We start from the raw sequence: 16,805 nt of genomic DNA, 5'->3' as shown, positions 1-16,805 counted from the left end.
GCGGACTCCTGATTTTTCAGGAGTCCTGATATTTTTTATTTAGGAGTTGTCAATATGTCTGAGATTACGAAGGAAATAGAGAGACGAAGAACATTTGCCATCATATCCCATCCGGACGCGGGGAAGACCACGCTGACGGAGAAGTTTCTGCTCTACGGGGGAGCCATCAACCAGGCAGGCTCCGTAAAGGGGAAGGCCACCGCAAGGCACGCCGTATCGGACTGGATGGAGATTGAGAAGGAGAGGGGGATCTCGGTGACCTCCTCGGTGCTGCAGTTTGAGTACGGCGGGTTCTGCATCAATATCCTGGATACCCCGGGGCACCAGGATTTCTCGGAGGATACCTACCGAACCCTGATGGCCGCGGATTCCGCCGTCATGGTCATTGACGGATCCAAGGGCGTGGAGGCGCAGACCAGGAAGCTGTTCAAGGTGTGCGTCATGCGCCATATTCCGATCTTTACATTTATCAACAAGATGGACCGGGATGCCATGGATACCTTTGAACTGCTGGACGATATCGAAAAGGAATTGGGCATCGCTACCTGCCCGGTGAACTGGCCCATTGGTTCCGGGAAGGCGTTTCAAGGAGTCTACGACCGGAACAGCCGGGAGGTGGAGCTGTTCTCGGATACCCAGAAGGGAACCCGGATGGGGGAAGTGCAGAAGCTTTCCATCGATACCGGGGAGCTGGACGGGATTCTGGGGGAAGAGGCCAGGACAAAGCTGGACGAGGAGATTGAGCTGCTGGACGGGGCGGCGGCCGAGTTTGACCAGGAGCTGGTATCCAAGGGGGAGCTTTCACCCGTATTTTTCGGCTCCGCTTTGACCAATTTCGGAGTGGAGACCTTTCTGCGGCATTTCCTGGATATGACCACGTCCCCTCTGCCCAGGATGTCCGACAAAGGGGAGATCGACCCCATGACAGAGCCGGATTTTTCCGCCTTTGTGTTCAAGATCCAGGCAAATATGAACAAAGCGCACCGGGACCGGATCGCGTTCATGCGCATCTGCTCGGGGGCGTTTACGGCGGGGATGTCCGTCTACCATGTACAGGGGGGGAAGGAAGTGCGCCTTTCCCAGCCCCAGCAGATGATGGCCAGCGAGCGGAAGATGATCGACAGCGCTTACGGGGGAGACATCATCGGGATCTTCGACCCGGGCATCTTCTCCATCGGCGATACACTGACCAACGCCAAGGACCGGTATGTCTACGAAGGGATCCCCACCTTTGCGCCGGAGCATTTTGCACGGGTGCGCCAGATGGATACCATGAAGCGGAAGCAGTTCGTCAAGGGGATCAACCAGATCGCCCAGGAGGGCGCCATCCAGATTTTCCAGGAGTACAACACCGGGATGGAGGAGATCATCGTAGGCGTGGTGGGTGTCCTTCAGTTTGACGTGCTCAAGTACCGCCTGGAGAATGAATACAACGTGGAGATCCTTCTGGAAAACCTGCCTTATGAGCATATCCGCTGGATTGAGAATGAAGAGATCGATATGGACCGGCTGAGCGGGACTTCGGATATGAAGAAGATCAAGGACCTGAAAGACCGCCCGCTGCTTCTGTTTATCCATGAATGGAGCATCCGCATGACGCTGGAGCGAAACGACGGGCTGCGGCTGTCGGAATTTGGAAGGTCGTAAAGTCCTGTGGGGGAAACAGTAACGGGACAGCGGTTACGGTTCACTCTTTTTTCAGGATATGACAGTTTTTGTTTGCAAACGGAAGGATATTTGATATAATAAAAACAGGCTGCAGACCAGACAGGAGGTTAAAAAAATGGCAAAGGACGAAAAAATCACGTATGACATACAGAATGACGCAGGTCTCGGGGATGTGAAGATTGCCGACGAGGTGGTGGCCATCATTGCCGGGCTTGCCGCGACAGAGGTGGAGGGCGTGTCCTCCATGGCGGGGAATATCACCAACGAGCTGATCAGCAAGCTGGGCATGAAGAAGCTGTCCAGAGGGGTGAAGGTGGACGTGCTGGAAGGGGTCGTCACCGTATCGCTTGCCCTGAATCTGAAGTATAACTACAGTATCGTGGACGTGACGGCTAAGGTACAGGAAAAAGTAAAGAGTGCGATTGAGAATATGACCGGGCTTGAAGTCGCCGATATCAATATCCGTGTTGCCGGTGTGGAGATGGATGATTAGGCTTTCGTTGCAGAGCCGGGAGAGGGCGATGTATACTAAAGGATGTCATCAGACATCCTTTTTCACATACATGCAGAAAGGAGCTTTTTTATGGTAAGGACAGAACTTCGCGAGCATGTGTTTAAGCTGCTGTTTCAGATTGAATTTTATCAGCCGGAGGAGATGGCGGAGCACCCGGGGCTCTATTTTGAGAGCCTGGAGCAGGCGTCCGAACAGGATCAGGCATATATCAGGACCAAGTATGAAAAGATCCTGCCCCATGTGCCCGAGATCGACGCGCTGATCAATGAAAAGAGCACAGACTGGAAGACGAAGCGGATGAACAAGGTGGATCTTGCGATCCTGCGTCTTGCCGTGTACGAGATGAAGTGGGACGAGGACATCCCCACCGGGGTAGCCATCAATGAAGCCGTGGAGCTGGCAAAGCGCTTCAGCGGGGGAGAGAGCCCGGCTTTTGTCAACGGGGTGCTGGGACGGCTGGCGGCCGGAGCGGACGGACCAAAACAGGAGGCGTGAGAGATGCGCAGTGTCTATACGGTCAGGCAGGTCAATGCCTACATCAAAAACATGTTTACCCAGGACTTTATGCTGAACCGTATTTACGTCCGGGGGGAGGTTTCGAACTGCAAGTACCACACCTCGGGACACATTTATTTTTCTTTAAAGGACGAGTCCGGGACCATCGCCTGCGTCATGTTCGCAGGCTCCAGGTCGGGGCTTTCTTTCCGCATGCAGAGCGGCCAGACCGTGATCGTGCTGGGGTCCGTCAGCGTATACGAGCGGGACGGAAAATACCAGCTTTACGCGAAAGAAATCCTGCTGGACGGCGCGGGGCTTCTCTACGAGCGGTTTGAAGCGCTTAAGCGGGAACTGGAAGAGATGGGGATGTTTGCCCCGGAATATAAAAGGCCCATTCCCGCCTATGTACGCCGGGTGGGCATCGTGACGGCGCCTACAGGTGCGGCGGTGCGGGATATTATGAACATTGCCGGGCGGCGCAACCCCTATGTGCAGTTGATTCTGTACCCGGCCCTGGTCCAGGGGGAGGGTGCGGCCGCAAGCATCGTCAGGGGAATCCGGATGCTGGAAGAGCAGCAGGTGGACGTAATCATTGCGGGCAGGGGCGGCGGTTCCATGGAGGATCTGTGGGCCTTCAACGAGGAAGCGGTGGCCCGTGCGATCTTTGAGTGCCGGGTGCCCGTCATCTCGGCGGTAGGGCATGAGACGGATACCCTCATCTCGGACTTTGTGGCGGATTTGAGGGCGCCCACCCCTTCCGCGGCGGCGGAGCTTGCGGTATATGAGTACGCGGCCTTTGAGACCAGGCAGAAGGAGTATGAGCTGCGCCTGAAGCGTCAGCTGCTCCAGAAGGTCCGGGAAAAGAGGTACAGCCTGGAACGGCTGGCGATGCGGCTGAAAGCGGCCCATCCCCGGCAGAAGCTGAACGACCGGCGGCAGTATGCGGCCGATCTGGAGACCAGGCTTCGGGGGCAGATGGAAAGGCGGCTGGATAAAAGCAGGCACAAGCTTGCGATCTACATCGAAAAGATGAACGGGCTGTCGCCGCTGAAAAAATTAAACCAGGGATATGCGTATGTGGAGGACCAGGCAGGCCGGACGTTCAGATCCGTTTCTCAGGCGCAGACAGGGGACCGGCTTCGGATCTATGTATCCGACGGCACCGTGGAGGCGCGGGTGGAGGCTGCAAAAGCCCGGGAAGACCTGTCAGGGTCCGCGGAAATATAAAGCCAGGGGAGGTGTGTCGGTACCATGGAAGAAGAAAAGAAGGAGTTGGAAAAGGGACAGGTTCCGTTGGAAACCCTGTTCGGCCATCTGGAGGAAGTGATCGGAAAACTGGAGGGGGAGGATGTCAACCTGGAGGAATCCTTCCGGCTCTATCAGGAAGGCATGACCCTTTTAAACCGGTGCAACAGCGCCATTGACAGGGTGGAGAAGAAGGTGCTCATACTGGATGAGAACGGGGATACACATCAATTTCAGGATGGAGAAGACAATGAATTGGGATAAGAATATGGAAAAAGACGAAGCCCTGTTTCAGGAGGGGCTTGGGGAGCGGACCCGGCAGATCGAAACGCTTCTTAGGGCATTTCTTCCGAAGGCGGAGGGTCCTCAGAAGGTGATCATGGAAGCCATGGAGTACAGCCTGATGGCAGGCGGCAAAAGGCTGCGCCCCATGCTGATGCAGGAGGCTTACCGGCTGTGCGGCGGAAGGGGGAAGGTGGTGGAGCCCTTCATGGCGGCCATTGAGATGATCCACACCTATTCCCTGGTCCACGACGACCTGCCGGCTATGGATGACGATGAGTACCGCAGGAACCGTAAGACAACACATATCGTATACGGGGAGGACATGGGAATCCTGGCAGGAGACGCCCTGCTGAATTATGCCTTTGAGACGGCCTGCAGGGCCTTTGAGACGGAAGGGGCCGATCCGGCGGGGGTAGGGAAGGCGCTGGGAATCCTGGCAGGAAAATCCGGAATCTTCGGGATGGTGGGAGGCCAGGTGGTAGACGTGCAGTCCACCGGGATGGAGATCTCCGGGGAAACCCTGGACTTTATCTACCGCCTGAAAACAGGCGCCCTCATTGAGGCGTCCCTGATGGTGGGGGCGGTGCTTGCGGGGGCGGATGAAAAGCAGGTGGATGGGCTGGAGTCCATTGCCGCAAAGATCGGCATGGCCTTCCAGATCCAGGACGATATTCTGGATGTGGAGAGCACTCAGGAGGTGCTGGGCAAGCCCACCCACAGCGACGAAAAGAATCAGAAGACCACGTATGTGACGTGGAAAGGGTTGGAACGCGCAAAAGAAGAGACTGAGCGGCTCTCCCGGGAGGCAATCCGGGAGCTGAGGGCTCTAAAGCCGCAGGATACGTTTCTGGAAATGCTGCTGGAATCCCTGATCCATCGAAAGAAATAAACAGGAATATAGTGCAGGTATCTATTTGCTTCGCGGACAGGCGGCAGCAGGCGGCCGGTTTGCTGGGCAAACGGATTACAAAGGGGAAATCAGTATGATTTTGGATAAGATTCAGGGCGAAAACGATATACAGAATCTGGCGCCGGAAGAACTGGAGCCGCTGGCCCAGGAGATCCGGGATTTTCTGGTGGAGAAGATCAGTATGACCGGCGGGCACTTGGCCTCCAACCTTGGAGTCGTGGAGCTGACCATAGCGCTGCATCTGGCGTTTCACCTGCCCGAGGACAAGCTGATCTGGGACGTAGGGCATCAGTCTTATACCCATAAGCTGCTTACCGGGCGTAAAAGCGGGTTCGAAAATTTACGGTCCTACGGCGGGATGAGCGGGTTTCCGAAGCGGAAGGAGAGCGACTGCGACGCCTTTGACACGGGCCACAGCTCCACCTCCATTTCCGCAGGGCTGGGCTACGCGGCGGCCCGGGATATCCGGGGGGAGGACTATCATGTGGCGGCGGTCATCGGGGACGGCTCCATGACCGGCGGCATGGCCTACGAGGCTTTGAACAACGCGGCGCGGCTCAAGAGCAATTTTATCATTGTGCTCAATGACAACAACATGTCCATCTCGGAAAACGTAGGGGGCATGTCCAATTATCTGAACGGGCTTCGGACGGCGGAAGCCTATATGGGCCTGAAAAAGGGCGTGGAGGACACACTGAAAAAGATCCCTGTGAAGGGCGAGCAGATCGTATACAAGATCCGGAAGACCAAGAGCGGGATCAAGCAGCTCCTTGTACCGGGGATGCTGTTTGAAAATATGGGGATCACCTATTTAGGACCGGTGGACGGGCATGATATCAAGTCCCTGTATAAGACCTTTCGGGAGGCAAAGCGGGTGGATCATGCGGTGCTGGTTCATGTGATCACGAAGAAGGGCAAGGGGTACGGGCCGGCGGAGTGCAATCCTTCCGGGTTCCATGGGACCGGGCCCTTTGAGGTCGCCACGGGCAGGCCGAAAAAGGCGTCCGGGACGGACTCCTACACGGACGTATTTTCCAAGGTGATCTGTGACATCGGAAAAAAGGATGAAACGGTTGTGGCGATTACCGCGGCCATGGCCGACGGGACTGGGCTGAACCGGTTCGCAAAGTATTTTCCCCAGCGCTTTTTTGACGTGGGGATCGCCGAGGAACATGCCGTGACATTTGCCGCGGGACTGGCGGCGGGCGGAATGAAGCCGGTGGTGGCGCTGTATTCCTCCTTCCTCCAGAGGGCCTACGACCAGGTCATCCACGACGTATGCCTGCAGAACCTTCCGGTGACCCTGGCCATTGACCGGGCGGGGCTGGTGGGCTGCGACGGAGAGACACACCAGGGGATCTTTGATTTGTCCTATCTGAGCAGCATCCCGAATATGACGGTCATGTCCCCCAAAAACCGCTGGGAGATGGCGGACATGATCCGGTTCGCGGTGGACTTTGCAGGCCCCGTTGCCGTCCGCTATCCCAGAGGAGGGGCCTACGAGGGACTCCAGGAGTTCCGCGCCCCCGTGGTATACGGAAAGAGCGAGGTTTTATACCGGGAGGAGGACATCGCGGTGCTGTTTGTGGGCCATATGTCTTCCCTGGCAGAGGAGGTCCGCATGGAACTGAAAAAGGCGGGGCTTGGCTGCACCCTGGTAAACGCGCGGTTTGTAAAGCCTCTGGACAAAGAACTGCTGCGGGAGCTTTCCAAAGGACACCGTCTGCTTGCCACCATCGAAGAGAATGTGCTGACAGGCGGATTTGGCTCCCAGGTGCGGGATTATGTTTTGAGAAAGGGACTGTCCATGCAGGTGTGCTGTATCGGAATCAAGGACACCTATGTGGAGCACGGCAGCGTGGACGTGCTCCGGAAGGAGACCGGGCTGGAAAAGGGATCGGCTGTCAAACGAATCCTGAAAGCGTATGGGAAATGCTGCAATGCAGCGGAATGAGGAGAATTATGAAAGAACGTCTGGACGTATTGCTTGTAAAGCGGAATCTCTCCCCCTCCCGTGAAAAAGCCAAGGCAGTGATCATGGCGGGAAACGTATTCGTAAACGGGCAGAGGGAGGACAAGGCGGGAACCGCGTTTTCGGAGGATGTGCAGATCGAAGTGCGGGGGCCGTCTCTGCCCTATGTGAGCCGGGGCGGCTTAAAGCTGGAAAAGGCCATGAAACAATTTGACGTGACCGTGGAGGGGAAGGTCTGCACGGACGTAGGTTCCTCCACAGGAGGGTTTACCGACTGCATGCTGCAAAACGGCGCAAAAAAGGTATTCGCCATAGACGTGGGACGGGGACAGCTGGACTGGAAGCTGCGGCAGGACGAGCGGGTGGTCTGCATGGAAAAGACCAACATCCGCTACGTGAAGCCGGAGGATCTGGGAGAGCCCATCCAGTTTTCCTCCATTGACGTTTCCTTTATCTCCCTCACCAAGGTGCTGGAGCCCATCCGGGACTACCTGACGCCGGAGGGGGAGATCGCGGCCCTCATCAAGCCCCAGTTTGAGGCCGGACGGGAGAAGGTGGGCAAGAAGGGCGTGGTGCGGGATAAAGACACCCACCATGAGGTGATCGAAAAGGTGGCCGGCTTTGCCCATTCCATCGGGTTTGAGGTCAAAAACATCGACTTTTCCCCGATCAAGGGGCCGGAGGGCAATATTGAATATCTGATCCATCTGAAAAAAAGCCCCCAGGGAATGCCGCCTGACATCGCCGTGGATCTGCAGACGGTTGTGGACGAGGCGTTCGCGGCGCTGGGAAATTCCGCGAAGGCGGGCCAGGAAAGGGAATTGTAGAATCTGAGGCACAGGACGGGAAATGGAAACATTTTATATCATTACGAATCGGTTAAAGGATCAGGATTTCCGGATCACAGAGGAAATCCGAAATTACATAGAAGAACATGGAAAGCGCTGTGTCCTGTCCGAAAAGGATGAGGAAGGCCATATTGTCCCGGGCACCGTGCCGGAGGGGATGGACTGCGCCCTGGTGCTGGGCGGCGACGGAACGCTGATCCGGGCGGCCAGGGAGCTGGGCGGACAGAATATTCCGCTTTTGGGAATCAATATGGGAACCTTGGGCTATCTGACGGAGGTGGAGCTGCCCCAGTTTAGGGAGGCTTTGGACAAGCTGTTTGCAGGACGGCCGGATATTGAGGAACGGATGATGATGCGGGGGACGATAGACGGCCGGCACGAGTATATGGCCATGAACGACGTGGTGGTGACCCGGGAAGGGAATCTGCGGGTGGTGCATTTCAACGTCTACGTCAACGGGGCTCTTTTGAACAGCTATCTGGCCGACGGGGTGATCATATCCACGCCCACAGGCTCAACCGGGTACAACCTGTCCGCAGGGGGGCCGGTGGTGGAGCCTACGGCCCGGATGTTCGTCATCACCCCTATCTGCAGCCATGCACTGAACGCCAGCAGCGTGGTTCTCTCTGCGGAGGATGTCATTGAGGTGGAGATCTGCGAGGGCAGGTACGGACGCACGGAGCACGCCCTGGTGACCTTCGACGGGGCGGAGACGGCGGCGGTGTCCACCGGGGACCGGGTGCAGATCCGCAGGGCCAAGGAGACCACCAGGCTGGTAAAATTGAGCCGGGAAAGCTTTATGAAGATCATGAGAGAAAAGATGAAAGGAAATTAAGCGTATGAAAGTCAGCCGTCATGCAAAAATTATTGAACTGATCACACAGCATGATATTGAGACGCAGGAGGAGCTGGCCGAATATCTTGAGGATGCAGGCTTTAAGGTGACGCAGGCGACCGTTTCCAGGGATATCCGGGATCTGAAGCTGACGAAGATGTCCGTGGACGGAGGCCGGCAGAAGTATGTCATCTTAAAACCGGAAGAGGGCATGAGTGAAAAATACATCCGGGTGCTGCAGGACGGGTATGCTTCCATGGACATGGCCCAGAACATCCTGGTAGTCAAGACGGTTTCGGGAATGGCCATGGCAGTGGCAGCGGCCATTGACGCGATGAAGTGGAACGAAGTGGTAGGGTGTATCGCCGGGGACGACACGATCATGTGCGCGATCCGCAGTGCGGAGGATACGGCCGCTGTGATGGAGAACATCCAAAAGATCGTGACAAAAGGGAAACAGTGAAGGAGAAAAATACATGTTAGAAAATCTGCACGTAAAAAATCTGGCATTGATCGACGAGATCGAAGTGGATTTCCAGCCTGGGCTCAATATCCTCACCGGGGAGACCGGCGCGGGAAAATCCATTCTGCTGGGTTCGGTAAATCTGGCGCTGGGCGGCAGGTTTCATGCGGACATGCTGCGCACGGGGGCCAAATTCGGCCTGGTGGAGCTGACCTTTACCATAGACAGCCCCTCTCTTGAGGAACAGCTGACAGCCATGGACATTTTTCCGGAGGACGGAAGGATCGTACTGAGCCGGAAGCTGATGCCGGGGCGCAGCGTGAGCAAGATCAACGGGGAAACGGTCAGTATGGCGGCGTTAAAGGACGTGGCCAGCATGCTGATCGATATCCACGGGCAGCACGAGCACCAGTCCCTGCTGCATAAGAAGAACCATCTGGCATTTCTGGATCTGTATGCCAAAGACCAGGTGGAGAAGCTGAAAAAGGACACAGCAAAGGCATTTCGAACCTATCACGGATGCAGAAAAAAGCTGGATGAATCGGGGATGGACGAGCGGGAACGCCAAAAAGAGATCTCCCTGGCGGAATTTGAAGTCAACGAGATTGAGGAGGCGGGGCTCTTTGAGGGGGAGGACGAGGAAGTGGAGGCCCTTTACCGCAGGATGTCCGCAGGCAAAAAGGTGGCCCAGCGGATCGCGGAAGCGTACCACTACACCAGCGAGGACGAGTCCGGCAATGCCAGCGAGCTTTTAAGCCGCGCCATCCACGCCCTCTCAGACGTGGAGTCCGTGGATGAACAGGGGGCGGGGCTCTACGGGCAGCTGATCGAGATCGACAGCCTGCTCAACGACTTCAACCGGGAGCTGTCCGAGTACGCGAAGAGCCTGGATTTTTCCGAGGAGGAATTTTACGGGACAGAGAACCGGCTCAATGAACTGAACCGTTTGAAAACAAAATATGGCAATTCGGCTGCCCAGGTCCTGGAATATTGCGAGGAGAGAAAGCAAAGACTAAAAGAGCTGGAAGATTACGAGCAGTATATGCAGGAGCTGGAAGAACAATTAAAAGCATCCCGGCAGGACTATGAGAAGCATGCGCTCGCCCTTCGAAAAGCCAGGAAAAAGGCGGCGGTTTCTTTTGTCAAGGAGATCAAAAAAGGGCTTTCGGATATGAATTTCCTGGACGTGCGCTTTGAAATGCGCTTTCTGGAGCTGCCGGACTACACGTCGGACGGCATGGATGAAGCGGAGTTCTACATTTCCACCAATCCCGGGGAAGACCTGCGGCCCATGGGAAATGTGGCATCGGGAGGAGAGCTTTCCAGGATCATGCTGGCCATCAAGACCGTGCTGGCGGACCGGGAGGATACTCCCACGCTGATCTTTGACGAGATCGATACGGGGATCAGCGGCATTACGGCAGGAAAAGTGGCGGAAAAGATGCACATCATCGGGGAATCCAGGCAGGTATTGTGCATCACCCATCTGGCCCAGATCGCAGCCCAGGCCGACGCCCACTACCTGATTCAGAAACGCGCAAAGAACAACGGCGCCCAGACCGAGATCTTCGGCCTGGAGGAGGAAGAGTCCGTGCAGGAGCTGGCAAGGCTTCTGGGCGGGGCAAAGGTGACTGCAAGTATATTAGAAAGTGCGAGGGAAATGAAAAGATAAAATGAAGATCGTGATTATAGGAGACGGCAAAGTCGGGTATAAGCTGACAAGGCAGCTCTCCGCAGAAGATTATGATGTTGTTTTGATCGATAATAATGAGGAAAAGCTGATGGATGCCATGAACCGAATGGACATCATCTGTGTTCACGGGGAAGGCGGAAACGTAGAAGTGCAGAAAAGCGCCGGGGTGCCGGAGGCGGATCTGGTCATCGCCTGCACCTCCACGGACGAATGCAATATGCTGAGCTGCCTGATCGCGAAGCGGATCGGGGCGCTGCATACCATCGCCCGGGTACGGAACCCGATCTACTACAGGCAGATCGATATTTTGAAGGAAGACCTGCACCTGAGCATGGCGGTGAACCCGGAATTGACCATGGCGGAGGAGATTTCCAGGCTGGTCCTCTTTCCCAATGCAAGCAAGATCGAGACCTTTGTCAAAGGCAGGGTGGAGCTGATCGAATTTCCGGTGTCAGAGGAAAGCAAGCTCCAGGGCATGTCGCTGGCAGAGATGTACAACCGCTTCCAGATCAAGGTGCTGGTCTGCGCCGCGGAACGGGGGGAGGACGTGGTGATCCCGGACGGCGATTATGTCGTGCAGGCAGGAGACCGGCTGCACGTGGCGGCGTCCCATAAGGACATCAGCCGGTTTTTCAAGCTTCTGGGCTACCGGAAGATCAAGATGAAAAACGTGATGATCTGCGGCGGCGGAAAGTCCAGCTTCTACCTGGCGCTCCAACTGGCGAATATCGGGATGCAGGTCAAGATCATTGAGAAGAACAAGGAAAAATCCGAAGGGCTGTGCGAGATGCTGCCCAAGGCGACGGTGATCTGCGGGGACGCCACCAACCACGACCTGCTCATCGAGGAGGGCATTCAGGATGCGGACGCATTTATCGCACTGACGGGCATGGATGAGGAGAACATCATCATGTCCATGTTTGCCAAGAGCCAGGGCGTGCCCAAGATCATTCTGAAGGTCAACGAGGACCAGCGGGTGCGGATGATCGAGGACTTCGGACTGGACAGCGTGGTGTCCGCAAAGACCGTCACCGCGGATGCCATATTAAGCTATGTGCGGGCCAGAAGAAACTCCCAGGGCAGCGCCAACGTGGAAACCATGTACCAGCTTGTGGACGAACGGGTGGAAGCACTGGAATTTATTGTCAAGGCAGAGACAAGGTATACGGATATCCCATTGAAGGACTTATCCCTGAAACCCAACAACCTGATCGCGTGTATCGCAAGAAAGTGGAAGATCATCATTCCAAACGGGGATGACAGCATTCAGGTGGGGGATAATGTAATTGTGATCACAATGAAAAAACAGATTCAGGATATTGAGGATATTTTGCTGTAGGTGCGGACATGAATATTAGGATGACAGTGTTTATCATAAGTAAAATGCTGGGAGTGGAAGGGGCGCTTCTCCTGATCCCGGCCTTTGTAGCATTGCTTTACAGGGAGGAGAGCGCGCTGCACTTCGCGGTGGTCAGCGGGTTTTTGTTTCTCATCTTTCTGCTGGCGGGCAGGAAGAAACCGGGAAAACGGAGGATCTATAAAAAAGAGGGGCTCATCATCGTCGGTTCAGCCTGGATTCTGTGGTCTTTGTTCGGGGCGCTCCCGTTTTTTCTCTCGGGCAGTATCCCCAGCTACCTGGACGCCTTTTTCGAGACCGTGTCCGGCTTTACCACAACCGGGTCTACGATCCTGACCGATATCGAGGCGCTTCCCAGGGGCATGGCCTTCTGGCGGAGCCTGACCCACTGGATCGGCGGGATGGGAGTGCTGGTATTTGTCATGATGCTGACCTCCTTAGACGATGAAAATTCCATGCATCTGATGCGGGCGGAGGTGCCCGGGCCGGAGGCAGACAAGCTGGTGCCCAGGGCCAGGACCACGGCGCAGATCCTCTATGCCATGTACTTTGTACTGACCGCTGTGGAGGTGGTGCTTTTGCTCTTTGGGGGGATGAATTTTTACGATTCCCTGCTCCATGCGTTCAGTACGGCGGGAACCGGGGGCTTTTCCAATATGAACGCCAGCGTGGCCCATTATGACAGCGCTTATATCGACGGCGTGATCACGGTATTTATGATCCTGTTCGGCGTGAATTTCAACCTCTACTTCCTGGTCTGCATGCGCAAGTGGAAGGAAGCGCTCAAAAATGAGGAACTGCATATCTATATGGGGATCATTGCCGGAGCAGTGGCGCTGATCACCGTAGATATCCTGCATCAGTACGGCAGTGTGCTGCACGCATTCAGGTACGCCTCCTTCCAGGTGGCGGCCATCATCACCACAACCGGGTTCTGCACGGCGGACTGGAACCTGTGGCCGGAATTTTCCAAAGCCATTCTCCTCTCCCTGATGGTGGTGGGGGCCTGCGCCGGGTCCACCGGAGGGGGGATCAAGGTGTCCCGTCTGATGATCCTTTTGAAAAGCATCAAGCAGGAGATCAAGCGGATGCTGCACCCCAAGGCGGTGACCCTGGTCCGGGTGAACGGAAGAAAGGTCAGCGGAGAAACCATGAACGGCGTATACATTTATTTCATCTGCTATGTCATGATTCTGCTGGTGTCCGTGCTTCTGGTATCGGTCAATGATTTTGACTTCGGGACCTCGTTCAGCGCCGTGCTGACCACGTTGAACAACGTGGGGCCCGGGATCTCGGGGGTAGGGCCGGTGGAGAACTTTTCGCAGTTTTCCGGTCTGTCCAAGGTCATATTCTGCGTGGACATGCTGGTGGGAAGGCTGGAGATCTTCCCATACCTGCTCTTACTGTCTCCGGAGCTGTGGAGGAGAAAGTTTTAGATAGCCGCCGGAATCCGGCGGCGGATTGGAGAGATTTATGAAAAAAACGAAACTGAAAGTCCTGGCGGTCCTGGCCGTGCTGATCCTGGCGGCAGGGTATTATTATGCGGCGCTGCCGGCATTGAACCTGCATTCCGCGGATCTGTGGATGTTTCTGATCCTGCTGGTGCTGGCCGTGGCCGCCGCCTATATCATGAAAAAGCGGCCTACGCGCTATGAACTGAAAAAGCTGAAAGGCTTTAAGGTCATTGAAGCGGTTCTGGTGCTTCTGGTGGGCGCTTACCTGATCGGTTCCCTGCTGTCCTCGCCTATCGTGAACGCGAAGAAGTACCAGAAGCTTCTCAAGGTGCAGGAAGGGGAGTTTACCAAGGATATCGAGGAGCTTTCCTTTGACCAGATCCCCCTGCTGGACCGGGATTCCGCCCAGATTCTTGGAAACCGGAAGATGGGGAGCATGGTGGATATGGTGTCCCAGTTTGAGGTGGACGACCTGTACAGCCAGATCAATTACCAGGATCAGCCGGTGCGGGTGTCCCCACTGCGCTATGCCAGCCTGATCAAATGGTTTACCAACCTGCGGGAAGGGATTCCGGCCTATATTCGGATCGATATGGCCACCCAGAATACGGAACTGGTCAAATTGAGCGAAGGGATGAAATATACCACCAGCGACCATTTTAACCGGAATATCTACCGGCATCTGCGGTTTCGGTATCCCACGTATATCTTCAATGAGCTGAGCTTTGAGATCGACGACGACGGGGTGCCCTACTGGATCTGTCCGGTGCGCAAGTACAACATCGGCCTGTTCGGGGGCATCACGGTGGGAAGGGTGGTGCTGTGCAACGCCGTCACCGGAGAGACTGCGGACTATGCCATCGACGAGGTGCCGGAGTGGATCGACAGGGCCTATTCCGCGGACCTTCTGGTGGAGCTGTATGATTATTACGGCACCCTCAAGCACGGCTATTTCAACAGCGTGCTGGGGCAGAAAGACTGCCTGATCACCACCAACGGCTATAACTACCTGGCCATCGACGACGACGTATGGGTGTATACCGGCGTGACCTCGGTCAGCGGCGACCAGTCCAACGTGGGCTTTGTGCTGATGAACCAGCGGACCATGGAGACAAAATTCTATGCCATTGAGGGCGCCACGGAGACGTCCGCCATGTCCTCCGCTGAAGGGCAGGTGCAGAACCTGAAATACCAGGCCACCTTCCCGCTGCTGCTGAATATATCCGGGGAACCCACGTATTTTATCGCCCTCAAGGACGACGCGGGGCTGGTGAAAAAATATGCCATGGTCAATGTGCAGAAGTACCAGATCGTGGCCATCGGGGATACGGTCAGCTCCTGTGAGGCCGCCTATACGGATCTCATGTATGAAAACGGGATCAAGGCCGTGGCCGAGGATACACGGGAGATCCAGACGGTGACCGCGAAGATCAGCAGGATCGTCCAGGGTGTCATCGACGGCAATTCACATTATTTTGTGATGCTTGAGGGCTCCGACGACATCTTTGACATTTCCATCGCGGAGTATATCAGCATCATCGGATATGACGTGGGGGACAAAGTGACCATCGAGTATAAGGCGGGAGAGGAGACCAACACGGTTCTTTCGCTGGATGGAGAGGAGAAAGCCCGGGTTCAGAAGGAAACGGACGACGGATCGGAAGAATAGAGTTCAGAGAGCAAAAAAAGAAAACCCGCTGCATGCAGGTTTTCTTTTTTTGGAGTAAACAGGATTAAATTCAATGAACAAAAACCGCGTAAGCAGTCATTGATCAGTGCATAAATAGGCACTGCTTAGCTGAGAACCTTGTAATCCGGGCTGTCGATCTCCGGAATCTTATCCTTCTCTAAGCTTACGCTGATATAAAATTCTATGCTGTTATCCTTGGAGATTTTGTTGATCTTCTGCAAAAATACAGGCAGATTATCGACCGAAATATCAACCTGCTTCAATACGCCGTCTATGAAGATGGTCTCAATGTCGTGATTGCCTGCTACCATGCCGTATAAGAATCCGACCAGTTCCTCTAAAGTTGTGATATCGCTGTAATCAGCCATACAGATTGCGCGGATATTAAAATTGACGCTGGATGTGTCGCGGTGGCTCTTCTTGATCAGCACCACATTCCCGTTGGTTGTCTTTACCTTCTCATTCGCAAGCTCGATGATCTGCTGAGTCTTTCCGCTGCCCCTTGGGCCTGTTATTAAGTATACCATGACGAATCTCTCCTTTATGTAGATGTATTTTTGAGTAATTGTCACTGCTCAAATCTCTTACATCTATTATACACTAAAGTGAGGAAAGGGACAACTAAAAAAAGGGTAAAAAAACAAGAAAGCCAAAAAAGGGATAATGCGGAGAAAAACGAAAAAAATAGATACTGCAGACGAAGGGGACGGGAGGTAGTAAGCAAAATGATGCCTGCAGAGGTTACGGCCTATTTTTTGAAACATGGAGATTTGCGGCTGCGCCTGGAATTTCAGATCGTGCTGCAGTGTGCGCCGTTTTTAAAAGGCTTAAAGGCGTCCTGCCTGATCACGCTGGACGAAGGAGCGTGCAGAGGAATCCCGGAGTTTTTTTGCGGGACCGGGGTGGACCTTAAGATCCTTGGAGAAAAAAGGGGGAAAGGGCTTGTGTTCCTTTACCGCAGGGAAGAACTGGAGGAATACGTAAGCCGCCCGGAAATCCGCGGAATCCTGGGGCGTTTCGGATACCGGGGGATGGAGCTGGAGGAGATGCTGGACCTTCTGGCGGGACGGATTCATGCGGCAAACCGGGAGGACAAGGGATTTCCCCATGAGATCGGGGCCTTTCTGGGCTATCCGGCGGCGGATGTGGAAGGATTTATACGGACCGGGGGGAGCCATTGCCTGGCGGTGGGGTACTGGAAGGTGTACCATGATATGCCTTGCGCCGCAAGGACGTTTCACACTTACGACGAGGCCAAACAATATGCGGTCAATGAATTTTTATCCGGAAAGTCCCTGCGGGAGATTCTCGGAAAAGAGGAATAGAGGGAAGTCTTGGCAGGAAAGGGCAGGTGGCAAATCCGCCGTTCGTGC

Annotated in this window: 16 protein-coding genes; 15 read left to right on the top strand and 1 reads right to left on the bottom strand. The window is 55.1% G+C overall.

The genetic code is table 11. From position 1 onward, the window contains the following. Nucleotides 1-54: 54 nt before the first annotated feature. From EBB54_RS10600 to EBB54_RS10535, 14 genes are all read left to right on the top strand, one after another. Nucleotides 55-1,647: a peptide chain release factor 3 gene (locus EBB54_RS10600; protein WP_125127400.1), complete on the top strand. Its 1,593-nt coding sequence runs from the start codon at nucleotides 55-57 to the stop codon at nucleotides 1,645-1,647. Between the two features lie 136 nt (nucleotides 1,648-1,783). Continuing rightward, nucleotides 1,784-2,161, top strand: a complete 378-nt coding sequence (locus tag EBB54_RS10595) for an Asp23/Gls24 family envelope stress response protein (RefSeq protein ID WP_004078838.1) — start codon at nucleotides 1,784-1,786, stop codon at nucleotides 2,159-2,161. A gap of 90 nt (nucleotides 2,162-2,251) precedes the next feature. Further along, nucleotides 2,252-2,677, top strand: a complete 426-nt coding sequence (gene nusB, locus EBB54_RS10590) for a transcription antitermination factor NusB (RefSeq protein ID WP_125127399.1) — start codon at nucleotides 2,252-2,254, stop codon at nucleotides 2,675-2,677. Nucleotides 2,678-2,680: 3 nt separating this feature from the next. Further along, nucleotides 2,681-3,907, top strand: coding sequence for an exodeoxyribonuclease VII large subunit (gene xseA, locus EBB54_RS10585; RefSeq protein WP_125127398.1), 1,227 nt, complete (start codon nucleotides 2,681-2,683; stop codon nucleotides 3,905-3,907). 24 nt (nucleotides 3,908-3,931) lie between these two features. Next, nucleotides 3,932-4,189 (top strand): exodeoxyribonuclease VII small subunit, encoded by a 258-nt coding sequence (gene xseB / locus EBB54_RS10580; protein WP_004078843.1) that lies wholly within the window; start codon nucleotides 3,932-3,934, stop codon nucleotides 4,187-4,189. Further along, nucleotides 4,176-5,099 (top strand): polyprenyl synthetase family protein, encoded by a 924-nt coding sequence (locus EBB54_RS10575; protein ID WP_125127397.1) that lies wholly within the window; start codon nucleotides 4,176-4,178, stop codon nucleotides 5,097-5,099. The genes xseB and EBB54_RS10575 overlap by 14 nt, the downstream gene beginning before the upstream one ends. Before the next feature lie 94 nt (nucleotides 5,100-5,193). Next, nucleotides 5,194-7,074 (top strand): 1-deoxy-D-xylulose-5-phosphate synthase, encoded by a 1,881-nt coding sequence (gene dxs / locus EBB54_RS10570; RefSeq protein ID WP_125127396.1) that lies wholly within the window; start codon nucleotides 5,194-5,196, stop codon nucleotides 7,072-7,074. 8 nt (nucleotides 7,075-7,082) lie between these two features. Continuing rightward, the gene (locus EBB54_RS10565; RefSeq protein ID WP_125127395.1) at nucleotides 7,083-7,919 is read left to right on the top strand and encodes a TlyA family RNA methyltransferase; all 837 of its coding nucleotides are present in this window, start codon (nucleotides 7,083-7,085) and stop codon (nucleotides 7,917-7,919) included. A gap of 22 nt (nucleotides 7,920-7,941) precedes the next feature. Continuing rightward, nucleotides 7,942-8,775, top strand: a complete 834-nt coding sequence (locus EBB54_RS10560) for an NAD(+)/NADH kinase (protein ID WP_125127394.1) — start codon at nucleotides 7,942-7,944, stop codon at nucleotides 8,773-8,775. 4 nt (nucleotides 8,776-8,779) lie between these two features. Next, nucleotides 8,780-9,238: an arginine repressor gene (gene argR / locus EBB54_RS10555; protein WP_004078851.1), complete on the top strand. Its 459-nt coding sequence runs from the start codon at nucleotides 8,780-8,782 to the stop codon at nucleotides 9,236-9,238. Between the two features lie 13 nt (nucleotides 9,239-9,251). Continuing rightward, nucleotides 9,252-10,910, top strand: coding sequence for a DNA repair protein RecN (recN, locus tag EBB54_RS10550; RefSeq protein WP_125127393.1), 1,659 nt, complete (start codon nucleotides 9,252-9,254; stop codon nucleotides 10,908-10,910). 1 nt (nucleotide 10,911) lies between these two features. Next, nucleotides 10,912-12,270: a Trk system potassium transporter TrkA gene (gene trkA / locus EBB54_RS10545; protein WP_125127392.1), complete on the top strand. Its 1,359-nt coding sequence runs from the start codon at nucleotides 10,912-10,914 to the stop codon at nucleotides 12,268-12,270. A gap of 8 nt (nucleotides 12,271-12,278) precedes the next feature. Next, nucleotides 12,279-13,724, top strand: a complete 1,446-nt coding sequence (locus tag EBB54_RS10540) for a TrkH family potassium uptake protein (RefSeq protein WP_125127391.1) — start codon at nucleotides 12,279-12,281, stop codon at nucleotides 13,722-13,724. A gap of 37 nt (nucleotides 13,725-13,761) precedes the next feature. Then, a complete protein-coding gene (locus tag EBB54_RS10535) occupies nucleotides 13,762-15,411 on the top strand; it encodes a CvpA family protein (protein WP_125127390.1) in 1,650 nt (549 codons plus the stop codon). Nucleotides 15,412-15,536: 125 nt separating this feature from the next. On the opposite strand, the gene EBB54_RS10530 is transcribed toward EBB54_RS10535, so the two are convergent. Then, entirely contained in the window at nucleotides 15,537-15,959 is a 423-nt protein-coding gene (locus tag EBB54_RS10530) for a hypothetical protein (RefSeq protein WP_004078867.1), read from the bottom strand. A 198-nt stretch (nucleotides 15,960-16,157) separates the two neighbouring features. On the opposite strand from EBB54_RS10530, the gene EBB54_RS10525 reads away from it, so the two are divergent. Beyond that, entirely contained in the window at nucleotides 16,158-16,757 is a 600-nt protein-coding gene (locus EBB54_RS10525; RefSeq protein ID WP_125127389.1) for a DUF3793 family protein, read from the top strand. Nucleotides 16,758-16,805 lie beyond the last annotated feature (48 nt).

Source organism: Schaedlerella arabinosiphila, assembly GCF_003885045.1.
GTDB lineage: Bacteria > Bacillota > Clostridia > Lachnospirales > Lachnospiraceae > Schaedlerella > Schaedlerella arabinosiphila.
The sequence above is the reverse complement of the archived record's forward strand: the minus strand, read 5'-3'. Positions and strand labels throughout refer to the sequence as shown.